The organism is Mangrovimonas sp. YM274, from assembly GCF_030908385.1.
GTDB lineage: Bacteria > Bacteroidota > Bacteroidia > Flavobacteriales > Flavobacteriaceae > Mangrovimonas_A.
In genome coordinates this window covers 3,454,406-3,467,537 of sequence record NZ_CP133091.1, presented here as the reverse complement: position 1 = coordinate 3,467,537, position 13,132 = coordinate 3,454,406, and the positions used below count along the sequence as shown (strand labels likewise).

Here is a 13,132-nt window from a genome sequence, read left to right as displayed (position 1 = left end):
AATAAACTATAAGACTCTACGGGCTTGAACAAAAGCATAATACCAATATCGCTCAGCTAAATTGGAGACGATAACACCTTTGCTGGTGCTGGCATGGATAAACTCCACGTAATCGCCTCTTGCCTGCGTTACTAGAGCAACATGGTTAACTTTTCGGCTGTTTTTCTTGGTGGCAAAAAATAACAAATCCCCTTTTTGAACTTCTTTTAAGTCTATCCAGTCTCCAGTTGTGGCCATAGAGCCAGTAGTTCTTGGTAATTGAATATTTTCACTTTGAAAAACTGTAGTCACCAATCCAGAGCAGTCCATGCCCTTTTTGGTAGTTCCTCCATATTTATACTTTACACCATCAAACTGCATGGCGTATTTCACAAGTTTGTCTGCGGTTTTTGAGTCGGTAGCTTTTGTGGTTTTGGTTGTTTTGGGAGCACTGTTTCTAGCGCGTTTGGAAGATTTACAGCTACTGAAACTGACAAGAAGAAGTAATATAAGGGCAACTTTTTTCATTCAGGGACTTTTAATTTTTTTAAAAATATTAATTTCTTGTAAACTAAAAGTCCTCTGGCATGAAATTATGTGCTTTAAGTTCTGTGAACTAAAAATTATACTATTTAATTCTTAAATATATTACTAGTGATTCTTGGTAATATCTTTAAAAATCAGCTTTGCTGCATTTTGACTTGCTCCTTTTCCTCCCAATTGTTTTTCTAAGTCGTAATAGTCCAAGAAAAATTTAACTCGTTCATAGTCGTCAAGGATTTTGTTTAATTCTTCCTTTAAGCGCGCAGTGGTGAAATCATCCTGGATAAGCTCGGTAACAACTTCCTTGTCCATGATTAAGTTAACCAGTGAAATGTATTTGATGTGTTTTACCAGGCGCTTCCCTATTTGGTAGGAAAGCCAACTGCCTTTGTAACACACTACCTCTGGGATTTTAAATAAGGCTGTTTCCAGAGTAGCGGTGCCCGAAGTTACCAAAGCAGCATAGGATACGCTCAGTAAATCATAGGTTTCATTGCTAACAAATGCAACATTGGCCTTTTTGATAAAGCCTTGGTAAAAGCTGCGTTCTTGACTTGGCGCTCCGGCAATTACAAATTGATATTTAGGAAAATCGTCAACAATGCTTAGCATTACCGAAAGCATCTTTTTAATTTCCTGTTTTCTGCTTCCAGGTAGTAGGGCTATAATAGGTTTGTCAGTAAGGCCGTGCTCGGCTCTAAAAACGTATTCATCTACTTGGGTTCTGTCCCCGATGGCATCGATAAGCGGGTGTCCTACGAATTCAACATGGTACTGATGTTTTTTGTAAAAATCCTTTTCAAAAGGAAGGATAACATACATATTATCCACATCACGCTTAATGGCATGAATGCGGTTTTCTTTCCAGGCCCAAATTTGAGGAGATATGTAATACTGCGTTCTGATGCCCTCTTTTTTTGCCCACTTGGCTATACGCATGTTAAATCCGGGGTAATCAATAAAAATGATGGTATCCGGTTGGAAGGCTGCAATATCCTTTTTGCAAAAAGAAAGATTGTTGGCAATTGTGCGTAAATTCATGATTACTTCGGCAAAGCCCATAAAGGCCAAGTCTTTGTAGTGTTTTACCAAATTATCACTTACTTGCTGCATTAAATCGCCACCCCAAAACCTAAATTCGGCATTGACATCCAATTGGGACAATGCTTTCATCAGGTTGGACCCATGAAGATCTCCCGAGGCTTCTCCTGCAATGATGTAGTATTTCATACGTGAATTACCAAAATTTTAATAGAAACGTAAATACGGCAACTAGAATGGTGGCCAACAATACACCTCTTGCTCTGTAATCTTGTTTCTTTTTAATGAAAACAAAAAAAGCAACGAGATTTAATATAGCTCCAATGCTTACTAATTTACTAAAAAATCCTTCGGCTATAGCTTGGTTGATAGTGGTTGAAAAACCTTCGCCATTTCCGAAAATGTAGACTGCCAATAACAGTCCTAAAAAGTTGGCCCCAAACCCAGTAATGAGACCAATGATAACTTCTTTTTTAATCATTAAAATTCCAAGTGTTTAAATTTTGAATACAATGGTGTGCCGTTAAATCAAACTGAACAGGAACCACCGAAACATAACCGTGTTCCAAAGCCCACTCGTCTGTGTCTTCACCATGGTCCAAATTTACAAATTTGCCCGTTAACCAATAATACTCGCGTCCTTGTGGACTATGGCGTTTGTCAAATTCTTCAACCCAGTTGGCTCTAGCCTGCCTACAAACCTTAATGCCTTTTATTTCGCCTTCAGGTAAATTGGGCAGGTTGACATTGAGAACAACATCTTTAGGTAATTTTTCCTTTAGGACGTTTTCTACAATGGTTTTAATATAGCGTCTGGTGCCTTCAAAATTGGCATTCCAATTATAGTCAAGAAGGGAAAAACCAATAGCGGGAATTCCTTCAACACCGGCCTCAATGGCTGCGCTCATGGTTCCCGAATATATTACATTAATCGAGGAATTGGAGCCGTGGTTAATACCCGAGACGCATAGGTCTGGTTTACGCTTCAAAATCTCTCTATTAGCCAGTTTTACACAATCGGCAGGGGTTCCTGAACAGCTATATTCAGCTTGGGGGCCGTCATCTACAACTACTTTTTCAACAAAAATGGTAGAGTTAACAGTAATGGCATGTCCCATGCCACTTTGCGGGCTGTCTGGAGCTACCACAACCACTTCGCCAATCTCGTTCATGATGCTAATGAGGGTCCTAATTCCAGGGGCTGTAATGCCATCGTCGTTGGTGACTAAGATGAGCGGTTTGTTTGTCATACTAGGGTTTCTTTTTCAAAATACTAAATTACATAAAATCATCTGGAAACTCCCATAAAACCTGGTTTAACAAAAAATTAGTAGCATTAGGTTTCTATGGCACAGTTTTTTCTGTTACTTTAGTGAAAAATAAAGTATGCAATTTTATAGAATCATGAGAAGGAATTATAAGCTATTACTGTTGGTTTTGCTCTTGGCTTTTGCGTCTTGTAGCTTTACAACCAAGACTTTTGACGACCCGAATAAAGATAGATTGCTAGTACAATTAATAAGTTATGTGTTAGAGAATGGGCATTTTCAGCCGAAGGATATAAACGATGAATTTTCAGAACAGGTCTTTGAGGATTACTTAAAACAGCTGGATCCATTTAAACGTTATTTCTATGAGTCCGATATCAAGGAGTTCATGCTGTATAAGGATAAGTTGGATGATCAAATAAAGGTATATGACGTGTCATTTTTCAACTTGACACACGAACGTTTGATTCAGCGTATCAAGGAGTCTGAAGAGATTTACAAAGAAGTGTTGTCGCAACCTTTTGATTTTTCTGTTGAAGAGGAAATATCTACAGATTATGATGCCTTGCCATATGTAGGGTCTAAAAAGGAAATGAAAGAGCGTTGGAGGAAATTGTTGAAATTTTCTACAATTGCAAATTATGATAATTTGATTTCGGAGCAGGAGTCTGAGGATGCAACAAGTCAAGATGAAGGTGATGTTTCAAATGAGAAAAGAGAGATTAAAACGAAAGCTCAGTTGGAAGAGGAAGCTAGAGAAGTGACCTTGACCTCTTTGGATGAACTTCATGAATTTATTAACGACAGACAGCGCCAAGATTGGTTCTCGGTATATGTAAATGCTATAGTTGAAGAATTTGATCCGCATACGTTCTACTTTGCGCCAGAAGACAAAGACCGCTTTGATGTGGCCATGTCTGGAAATTTCGAAGGTATTGGCGCTAGATTACAAAAGAAAATGGATGCTATCATCGTCAATGAAATCATTAGCGGTGGACCTGCATGGAGACAAAACGAGTTGGAAGTAGGTGACCAAATCATGAAAGTGAAGCAAGAAGATGAAAAAGATCCTATTAGTATTGTAGGCATGCGTTTGGATGATGCCATAAAATTTATAAAAGGACCAAAGGGAACCAAAGTTACCCTGACGCTAAAGAAAGTGGATGGTACCATTGAGGATATTACTATTACCCGTGATATTGTTGAAATTGAAGAAACATATGCCAAATCGTCTACGGTTATTAAAGATGGTAAAACCTTTGGTGTGATTAACTTACCGAAGTTTTATGTGGATTTTGAAGATTACAACAAAAGAAATGCGGCATCTGACATTAAAAAGGAAATTATAAGAATGAAGGACGCTGGAGCGCAAGGTCTGGTTCTTGACTTAAGAAATAATGGAGGTGGATCTTTACAGACCGTTGTAGATATGGTTGGATTGTTTATTAAAGATGGTCCGGTTGTACAGGTAAAGACAGCAGGTGAAGAAAAGGAAGTGCTAAACGATAGAGATAAATCTATTGTATGGGATGGGCCTTTGGTAGTATTGGTAAATGAGCTTTCGGCTTCTGCTTCCGAGATTTTGGCGGCCGCAATGCAGGATTACAAAAGAGCAATTATTATAGGGAGTAAGCAAACTTATGGTAAAGGGACTGTTCAAAATGTTTTGGACCTTAATCGTATGGTAAGAAACAGTTCAAGTGGGGATATGGGAGCCTTGAAGTTTACGACTCAGAAATTCTACCGTATCAATGGAGGGTCTACCCAATTAGAAGGCGTTAAGAGTGATGTGGTAGTGCCGGACAGGTATAGCTACATTAACATTGGAGAGAAAGATCAAGAAAATCCTTTAGCTTGGGATAAAATAGATGCTGTAGATTACGATGTTTGGAAGAACTATTATGATTATGATGTGACTATCAAGCAAAGTAAGGAGCGTATGGCTAATAACGAACAATTAAAGTTAATCGATGCCAATGCACAGTGGGTGAAGAAAATTAGAGATCAGGAAGTATATTCGCTGAACTACGATAAGTACAAAGCTGAATTAAAGCTGAATGAAGAAGAAGCCAAGCGTTTTGAAAAAATTTCAGATTACCAAACAGATCTAACCTTTAATTCATTGCCCTATGAGCAGGAGTTGATGGCCAAGGATAGTGTTTTAAAAGAAAAAAGAGAGCGTTGGCATGAAAACTTAAGTCAGGATGTTTACATTGAGGAGGCTTTACATGTATTGAATGACTTAAAGATGACTTACGACGTTAAAACAAAAGTAGCGACCGTAAAAGATTAATATAAGTGAGTATACATAATAACTCATTATCTCAATTAGCGCTCCAAAAGTTTAAAAGTAACTTTTGGGGCGTTTTAAGTTTGGGTATAGTCATAACAATTGGTCTTATTGCTATGTTTGCTTATGTGTTGGCACCTGATGATAGTCAAAGCGCCAATCAGATGCATTTAGCCATTCATTCCAAAAAGCCGGGGTTTAAGGTGACCGTGCTTACAGTTCCTTCTGAAGTTCAATCGCAACAATCGTGGTTTTCCAAGGCGTTTTTTGGAGATAAAAATGCCGATTCCGAAATTCCTATTTCAGCCTATGAAGTGGTAGGTGACCATTTGGTGTATACCGAATTCGCATCCGATGGTCTTGAAGGCATCGTTAAAGAAGTTGCGTTGAATAAATTTCCTAACAATGAATATTTCCCTTATATAAAGGAGCGACGTTTTCTTTTCGGAACCGATAAATATGGTAGGGATTTGTTGAGTAGAATCTTGATTGGTTCCCGTATTTCATTTTTTATTGGTTTTGTAGCAGTGTTTATTTCTTTAATAATTGGAATTTTCATGGGAAGCATTGCTGGTTATTTTGGAGGGAAAATAGACGCTGTAATCATGTGGCTCATAAATGTCACTTGGTCAATACCAACCTTACTTTTGGTGATTGCTATTACTTTAACTTTAGGGAAGGGCTTTTGGCAGGTGTTTATCGCTGTGGGGTTGACAATGTGGGTGGAAGTGGCTCGTGTGGTGAGGGGACAGGTAATTGGTGTTAAGGAGATGCAATATGTAACAGCGGCAAGAGCTTTGGGCTATACCGATTTTAGAATTATTTCTAGACATATCTTGCCTAATATTATGGCGCCTATTATCGTAATATCGGCAGCTAATTTTGCGGCAGCAATATTAATAGAAAGTGGTTTAAGTTTTTTAGGGATTGGAGCACAGCCGCCCATGCCAAGTTGGGGAGGCATGATCAAGGATCATTACAACTATATTATCCTAGGGAAACCGTACCTAGCTTTGATACCCGGTGTGTGTATCATGGTTTTGGTAATGGCATTTATGCTGATAGGGAATGCACTTAGAGATGCCTTAGATGTAAAAAGTTAAACTCTATTGGTTTTTTAAATTGTTGATCTCCGTATTGGTCTCTTGAATGAAATTTAAGAGTTCCTCACGGCCAATAGTTTTGCTGGAAGAGGTGATGAAATAAGGGGGCATTTCTTCCCAGACTTTGAGCATTTCTTTGGTGTAGTTTTCAACGTTTCTTTCAATGGCCATTGGTTTCAATTTATCGGCCTTTGTGAAAATGATAGAAAAAGGAATGCCATTTTCTCCTAAATATTCCATGAACTCCATGTCGATTTTTTGAGGTTCATGACGAATGTCTACCAATACAAATGCCGATACCAATTGTTGGCGTTGCTCGAAATAGTTGGTAATGAATTTTTGGAACTTTTTCTTAGCTGTTTTTGAAACTCTAGCGTAACCGTAACCAGGTAAATCGACCAAAAACCAATTCTTGTTGATCAAAAAGTGATTGATCAATTGGGTTTTCCCTGGCCTTCCAGAAGTTTTTGCTAGACTTTTGTGGTTTGTAAGCATGTTGATCAAAGAAGATTTTCCAACATTACTTCTTCCAATAAAAGCGTATTCTGGAATAGGGTCCTTCGGACATTTGGAAACGTCGGAATTACTGATAATAAATTCAGCGGTTTTGATTAACATTACTTCTGTTTAAAAATTGCGTTCAGTGAGCCATTTGTCTAAAATGGTATTGAATTCGTCTGGGTGCTCCATCATGGCGGCATGGCCACATTTGTCTATCCAAAAAAGGGTAGAGTCTGGTAGGAGGGAGTGGAATTCCTCTGCTACTTCTGGAGGCGTAACGGTATCATTTTTTCCCCAAATAATGCAGGTGGGGGTTTCCATGTATGGAAGGTCCTTGGCCATATTGTGTCTAATGGCGCTCTTTGCAATGGCCAATGTTTTTACAAGCTTGTTTCTGTCGTTTACCGTTTGGTATACTTCGTCTACAATTTCTTTTGTAGCCACTTCAGGATTGTAAAATACATCCTGAGCCTTTTTTTTGATGACCTCATAGTCGCTGCGTTTAGTATACCCACTGCCCATGGCACTTTCGTAAAGTCCAGAACTTCCGGTAATGATAAGCGCTTTCACTTTTTCAGGAAACAGTTTGGTGTGGTAAAGACCAATATGCCCGCCCAGGGAATTGCCTAACAAAATAACATCGTTAAGCTGTTTGTGTTCTATAAAATCATGTAAATACTTGGCAAAACTCTTAACGTTGGTTTTGAGTAAGGACATGGTGTAAATTGGTAGCTCGGGGATGATGACCTTGTAGCCTTTGTTGCTAAAGTGGCGTGTAACAGCGTCAAAATTGCTTAGTCCACCCATTAAACCGTGTAAAACAACTATAGGCTTTCCTTCTCCAACTTCAATATAATTATAGTTTTTCTCTGTTTTTAAAAGGTGCTTCATGTATATATGTTAGTCATCTTCATCAAAAGCAAATATAGGTATTTATCTGATTATTCGTACTGTTTTTTGATTATGAAATCAGGTAGGTGCCAAATGTTGTTTTTGATAGTTTTTTTCGGTCGGAATATAGTGTGATGAAGTCCTTTTGACCTGAAAAATCCACGCTAATTGTTAACATTATAGATGATGGAATTTCTAAATGTTATGAACAATTCAAGGGGTTGAACTTAAAATATTTAAGGTTTTTTGGGAGTTGTAATTGGGCGGTTAAATGCTTCATTATATAGAAATTATTAACAAAAGTGGTAGAAAGTGGTAAAATGTGGTAAATTTTTCAATATATTTGAATTGTTATCGTTTGTAGTATAAGCCGGTCGTTTTGAATTCATTAATAGGGACATACGAATGTAAAGTTGATGCCAAAGGTAGGTTAATGTTGCCTTCTGCGCTTAAAAAACAACTTTCTCCTGTATTTCAGGATGGTTTTGTGCTTAAGCGAGCAGTGTTTCAACCTTGCCTGGAATTGTATCCGATGGCAGAGTGGGAGAAGCTCATGCAAAAGATGAACAAACTTAATCGGTTTAAGAAAAAGAACAACGATTTTATTAGACGTTTTACGGCAGGTGTGAAAATGGTGGAAGTGGATACTGCGGGCCGTTTGCTTATTCCAAAAGATTTAATTGCCTTTTCGGGAATTTCCAAAGAGATAGTGTTGTCGTCGGCCATTAATATCGTTGAAATTTGGGATAAAGATAAGTATGAACAGTCTATAGACGATGCAGCTGAAGATTTTGCTGATTTGGCTGAAGAAGTAATGGGACAAGATGACGATGAGTATGGAATATCATAATCCGGTATTGTTAAAGGAAACAGTTGATGGTTTAAATATTAAGCCTGATGGAGTGTATGTAGATGTGACCTTTGGAGGAGGTGGGCATAGTAGAGAGATTTTAAGTCGCTTGGGGCCGGAAGGGAAGTTGTTTGCTTTTGATCAGGACCAAGATGCTTTGGCGAATGCTATTGATGATTCTCGCTTTACGTTAATAAATGAGAATTTTAGATACATCAAGCGTTTCTTGAGGTTTTATGGCGTTAAAGAAGTGGATGGTGTTTTGGCAGATTTTGGGGTGTCCTCTCATCAGTTTGATGTGGCGGAGCGAGGGTTTTCCACAAGGTTTGAAGCTAATTTGGATATGCGCATGAATCAGAAGGAGGGGTTGTCTGCATATAATGTTGTAAATGATTATGAGGAGGAGCAGTTGAGGCAAGTGCTTTTGCAGTATGGCGAATTAAGGCAGGCTCCTGCAATGGCTAGGATAATAGTGGAGGCAAGAAAAGATGCGTCCATAAAAACAAGCGAGCAGCTTAAGGAAGTGTTGAAGCGCTTTTTGGGGCATAAAAAGGAGAATAAAGTGTTGGCTCAGATTTATCAGGCCATTCGTATAGAGGTGAATCAGGAGATTGAGGTGCTTAAGGAATTGTTGCTGCAAATGCCGGAGCTGTTAAAGCAAGGTGGGCGTTTAAGTTTTATTTCCTACCACTCTTTGGAGGATCGGTTGGTGAAACGTTTCATAAGAAATGGTTTGTTTGAAGGGGAGCCCGAGCGTGATATGTTTGGGAATTTTGAAGTGCCGTTGAAAAAGGTGGGCGGATTGATAGTGCCAACTAAAGAAGAGATCGCTCAAAATAGTAGGGCGCGGAGTGCTAAATTAAGAATCGCTGAGAAACTATGAAAAACAATGTTTATAGTATTCTGAAAGGGAAGTTTTTAGTTAGTGATGATTCTTTTAAAAATTGGAGGGTTATCATTTTTATTTCTGTCTTGGCCCTAGTTATGATTGCAAGTTCTCATAGTGCCGATAAAAAAGTGCATGAGATTGCACGCTTAAATAATGAGGTGAAGGAGTTGCGTTCGGCTTTTGTAGATGGGCGTTCGCAATTGATGAGGCTTAAGATGGAATCGTCTTTAGTAAAAAAAATGTCGGAGAAAGGAGTGTTTCCTTCGGAAATTCCTCCTAGAAAAATAAGAATAAAATCGCAGCAGTAGAAGCGTGGCAGTAACGGAAAAGAACATATTAAACAGGTTGTACTTTGTGGCAGGGACCATGTTTGTCTTTGTGCTGGCTGTGGTGTTTAAGCTCTTTGTTATTCAGTTTGTGCAAGGAGATAAATACCGTGATTTGGCAGAGAAACGTACGGTTAAAAATGTCGAGATACCTGCTAATAGAGGGAATGTGTATTCAGCCGATGGTAGTTTGTTGGCGACTTCTATTCCTAAGTACGATATCAGGTTTGATGCTTTAACGCCTTCAGCAAGAACTTTTGAAAAGTACTTGATTCCGCTTTGTGATTCCCTTTCTAAATATTCGGGGAAACCTTCGGCGATATATCAAAATGCTTTAAGAAAAGCTCGTGCCAATAAAAATCGCTACTATTTAATAGCAAGGAATATTAGCTATTCTAATTACATAAGAATTAGAAATTTTCCAATGTTTAGTCTTGGTGCTTATAAAGGTGGGTTGATTGTTGAGCAAACCACACGTCGCGAACATCCTATGGGTGCTATTGCTCATCGTTCCATTGGGTATGAAAGAGTGGATGGGGAAGGGAATGTTACTAGAGCAGGAATTGAAGGTGCTTATGGACAGGAGTATTTGAGTGGTGTAAATGGGCACAGGTTGAAGCAGAAGATTGGAAACGGACAGTGGAAACCAATTGCAGATTATAATGAAGTGGAGCCTCAAGATGGGTATGATTTATATACCACTATTGACGTGAATATTCAAGACGTAGCTCATCATGCTTTGTTGAAGCAGTTGGAAGAGTATGAGGCGGATCATGGATGTGTGGTTGTGATGGAAGCAAAAACGGGAGAGATTAAGGCGATTTCCAATTTGGGTAGAAATGAAAACGGACACTATTATGAACGTTTAAATTATGCTGTTGGCGAGGCGCATGAGCCTGGTTCTACGTTTAAAGTAATGGCTTTAATGGCTGCTTTGGAGGATAAGGTAGTGGATACCTCGGCAATAATTGATACCAAAATGGGCTATAAGCAGTTTTATGGACGTGGGATTTATGATACTCATGGACATGGAAAGATTTCCGTGGCTAGAACATTAGAGGTCTCGTCTAATATTGGTTTGGCAACAATTATTGATCAAGGGTATTCAAAACAGCCACAGAAATTTGTTGATCATCTTAAGGATTGGCGCTTGGATAAGCCGTTGGGTCTGCCAATTCTAGGGGAAGGTCAGCCTGTTATTCCAAGTCCAGGGGATAAAATATGGAGTAAAAATGCCTTGCCTTCTATGGCTTATGGCTATAATTTGAAGTTGACGCCTTTGCAGACCTTGACCTTTTATAATGCAATTGCGAATAATGGGGTTATGGTGAAGCCTAGGTTTGTGCGTTCGGTTAAAGAATTGGATAGAGTAGTAGAGTCTTTCGAGCAGGTGGAGCTTAAGGACAGGATCTGTTCTGAGAAAACTTTAAAGGAGATTCAGGACATATTAAAAAATGTGGTGGAGCGAGGTACAGGGCATTCTTTGTATTCACCGCATTTTTCAATGGCAGGGAAAACGGGTACAGCTCAAACCGAGTATTGGATGAAGGATTGGAAAGAAAACAGACGGTACATTTCGTCTTTTGCCGGCTACTTTCCTGCGGACAATCCTAAATATTCGTGTATTGTGGTAATCCATAAGCCAAGTGTTAAAAAAGGGTATTATGGGGCAGATGTTACCGGACCAGTATTTAAACGAATTGCGCAGAAGATCTTTACTGATACCCCTTTGATAGATGAGGTGGAGCAATTGGAATTTGCTGATGCCAAAATTGAAAAGGACTTTGAGACCTATTACGAAGTTGCTAAAACCTATAAAACCATCATGCCAAATGTAGTTGGAATGCCGGTTATGGATGCTATGGCACTTTTGGAAAATATGGGCCTAAAGGTGAAAGTAAATGGTGTTGGTGAGGTTAGAAAGCAATCTATTAATAAAGGAGTTAAAATTGCTCCTAATCAAACAGTCGTGTTAAATATTTAATGATAGAGTTAAAAGACATATTGTACAAGGTGACTATAAACGCAGTAGTGGGAAGTACTACTGTTAAAGTGGCTGATGTCCATTTTGATTCGCGAAAGATCAAAAAGGGTGATGTGTTTGTAGCTATCAAAGGCACTGTTGTTGATGGACATGAGTTTATTGAAAAAGCTATAGAGGATGGTGCAGCGGCAATTGTTTGTGAAACTTTGCCAAATGAGTTGAAGGAAAAGCTTACCTATATCCAAGTGGAGGATGCTAATAAGGCCTTGGCGTTTATGGCGGCCAATTTTTATGGAAATCCATCGGAAAATTTAAAACTGGTGGGGGTAACGGGTACTAACGGTAAGACTACGGTGTCCACGTTATTGTATCAGTTGTTTAAAAAAGCGGGCTTCAAGGTTGGTTTGTTGTCAACCGTGAAAATAATGGTTGATGATAAGGAGTATAAGGCCACACATACCACTCCAGATTCTTTGACTATCAATAAATATTTGAATGAGATGAATGAAGAGGGGGTGGAGTTTTGCTTTATGGAGGTAAGTTCCCATGGAATTCATCAAAGTAGAACGGAGGGACTTCATTTTGAAGGGGGGATTTTTACAAACTTAACCCACGATCATTTAGATTATCACAAAACTTTTGCGGAGTACCGTGATGTTAAAAAGATGTTTTTTGATCAATTGCCAAAGACGGCTTTTGCATTAGTGAATATCGATGATAAAAATGGCTTGGTAATGATGCAAAATACCAAGGCTAAAAAGCAAACCTATGCTTTGAAATCGTATGCCGATTTTAAGGCGAAAATATTGGAAAACCAATTTGGAGGCCTGTTGTTGAAATTGGATGATAATGAAGTGTGGACACGTTTGATTGGAAACTTCAATGCCTACAACATTTTGGCAATATATGCTACCGCCAAATTATTGGGATTGGAGACGGTTGAAGTGCTTCAATTGGTAAGCCAGTTGGAAAGCGTAAGTGGACGTTTCCAATATTTTGTGTCTGAAGATAAAATTACGGCCATTGTAGATTATGCACACACGCCGGATGCCTTGAAAAATGTGTTGGAGACGATCAATAGTATCCGAACCAAGAATGAAGAATTGATAACCGTTGTAGGCTGTGGTGGCGATAGGGATAAAACCAAGCGACCTAAAATGGGGCACATTGCTTCGGCATTAAGTACTAAGGTGATTTTTACCAGCGATAACCCTAGAACTGAAGTGGCGGAAACCATTATAGAAGATATAGAAAAAGGGGTTGAGCCTCAAAATTTCAAAAAAACACTGTCTATTGTTGATAGAAAACAGGCTATAAAAGCAGCATGTCAAATGGCACAGCCCAACGATATCATTTTGGTGGCAGGAAAGGGGCATGAAACCTATCAGGAAATTAAAGGCGAGCGCTTTGATTTTGATGATTACAAAATAGTGAAAGATTTTTTAAAACAGTTGAAGAAATAAGAAG

At 38.8% G+C, this 13,132-nt stretch carries 13 protein-coding genes; 7 read left to right on the top strand and 6 right to left on the bottom strand.

The annotated features are described in order from the left end of the window. Nucleotides 1-6: 6 nt before the first annotated feature. From RBH95_RS15240 to surE, 4 genes are all read right to left on the bottom strand, one after another. Nucleotides 7-507: a C40 family peptidase gene (locus tag RBH95_RS15240; protein ID WP_307900424.1), complete on the bottom strand. Its 501-nt coding sequence runs from the start codon at nucleotides 505-507 to the stop codon at nucleotides 7-9. A 123-nt stretch (nucleotides 508-630) separates the two neighbouring features. Beyond that, nucleotides 631-1,752, bottom strand: a complete 1,122-nt coding sequence (gene lpxB / locus RBH95_RS15235; protein ID WP_307900423.1) for a lipid-A-disaccharide synthase — start codon at nucleotides 1,750-1,752, stop codon at nucleotides 631-633. A gap of 7 nt (nucleotides 1,753-1,759) precedes the next feature. After that, nucleotides 1,760-2,044, bottom strand: coding sequence for a hypothetical protein (locus tag RBH95_RS15230; RefSeq protein ID WP_307900422.1), 285 nt, complete (start codon nucleotides 2,042-2,044; stop codon nucleotides 1,760-1,762). Beyond that, nucleotides 2,037-2,813, bottom strand: coding sequence for a 5'/3'-nucleotidase SurE (gene surE / locus RBH95_RS15225; RefSeq protein WP_307900421.1), 777 nt, complete (start codon nucleotides 2,811-2,813; stop codon nucleotides 2,037-2,039). Before surE ends, RBH95_RS15230 begins: the two co-directional genes overlap by 8 nt. Before the next feature lie 154 nt (nucleotides 2,814-2,967). Here surE and RBH95_RS15220 point away from each other — a divergent pair, with 154 nt between their 5' ends. Together RBH95_RS15220 and RBH95_RS15215 are read left to right on the top strand one after the other, a co-directional pair. After that, nucleotides 2,968-5,124 (top strand): carboxy terminal-processing peptidase, encoded by a 2,157-nt coding sequence (locus RBH95_RS15220; protein WP_307902264.1) that lies wholly within the window; start codon nucleotides 2,968-2,970, stop codon nucleotides 5,122-5,124. Nucleotides 5,125-5,129: 5 nt separating this feature from the next. Further along, a complete protein-coding gene (locus RBH95_RS15215) occupies nucleotides 5,130-6,224 on the top strand; it encodes an ABC transporter permease (RefSeq protein ID WP_307900420.1) in 1,095 nt (364 codons plus the stop codon). Between the two features lie 3 nt (nucleotides 6,225-6,227). On the opposite strand, the gene yihA is transcribed toward RBH95_RS15215, so the two are convergent. Beyond that, nucleotides 6,228-6,842, bottom strand: a complete 615-nt coding sequence (gene yihA / locus RBH95_RS15210) for a ribosome biogenesis GTP-binding protein YihA/YsxC (RefSeq protein WP_307900419.1) — start codon at nucleotides 6,840-6,842, stop codon at nucleotides 6,228-6,230. Nucleotides 6,843-6,851: 9 nt separating this feature from the next. Then, nucleotides 6,852-7,616, bottom strand: coding sequence for an alpha/beta fold hydrolase (locus tag RBH95_RS15205; RefSeq protein WP_307900418.1), 765 nt, complete (start codon nucleotides 7,614-7,616; stop codon nucleotides 6,852-6,854). Between the two features lie 379 nt (nucleotides 7,617-7,995). Here RBH95_RS15205 and mraZ point away from each other — a divergent pair, with 379 nt between their 5' ends. From mraZ to RBH95_RS15180, 5 genes are read left to right on the top strand one after another with little or no spacing between them, the layout of a single operon-like run. Further along, entirely contained in the window at nucleotides 7,996-8,466 is a 471-nt protein-coding gene (gene mraZ, locus RBH95_RS15200; protein WP_307900417.1) for a division/cell wall cluster transcriptional repressor MraZ, read from the top strand. Continuing rightward, a complete protein-coding gene (gene rsmH / locus RBH95_RS15195; protein ID WP_307900416.1) occupies nucleotides 8,453-9,349 on the top strand; it encodes a 16S rRNA (cytosine(1402)-N(4))-methyltransferase RsmH in 897 nt (298 codons plus the stop codon). Before mraZ ends, rsmH begins: the two co-directional genes overlap by 14 nt. Further along, nucleotides 9,346-9,663, top strand: coding sequence for an FtsL-like putative cell division protein (locus RBH95_RS15190; RefSeq protein ID WP_307900415.1), 318 nt, complete (start codon nucleotides 9,346-9,348; stop codon nucleotides 9,661-9,663). The genes rsmH and RBH95_RS15190 overlap by 4 nt, the downstream gene beginning before the upstream one ends. A gap of 58 nt (nucleotides 9,664-9,721) precedes the next feature. Continuing rightward, nucleotides 9,722-11,665 carry a penicillin-binding protein gene (locus tag RBH95_RS15185; protein WP_307902263.1) on the top strand — a complete coding sequence of 648 codons (1,944 nt, stop codon included), beginning with the start codon at nucleotides 9,722-9,724 and terminating at the stop codon, nucleotides 11,663-11,665. Further along, a complete protein-coding gene (locus RBH95_RS15180; RefSeq protein ID WP_307900414.1) occupies nucleotides 11,665-13,128 on the top strand; it encodes a UDP-N-acetylmuramoyl-L-alanyl-D-glutamate--2,6-diaminopimelate ligase in 1,464 nt (487 codons plus the stop codon). The genes RBH95_RS15185 and RBH95_RS15180 overlap by 1 nt, the downstream gene beginning before the upstream one ends. Nucleotides 13,129-13,132 lie beyond the last annotated feature (4 nt).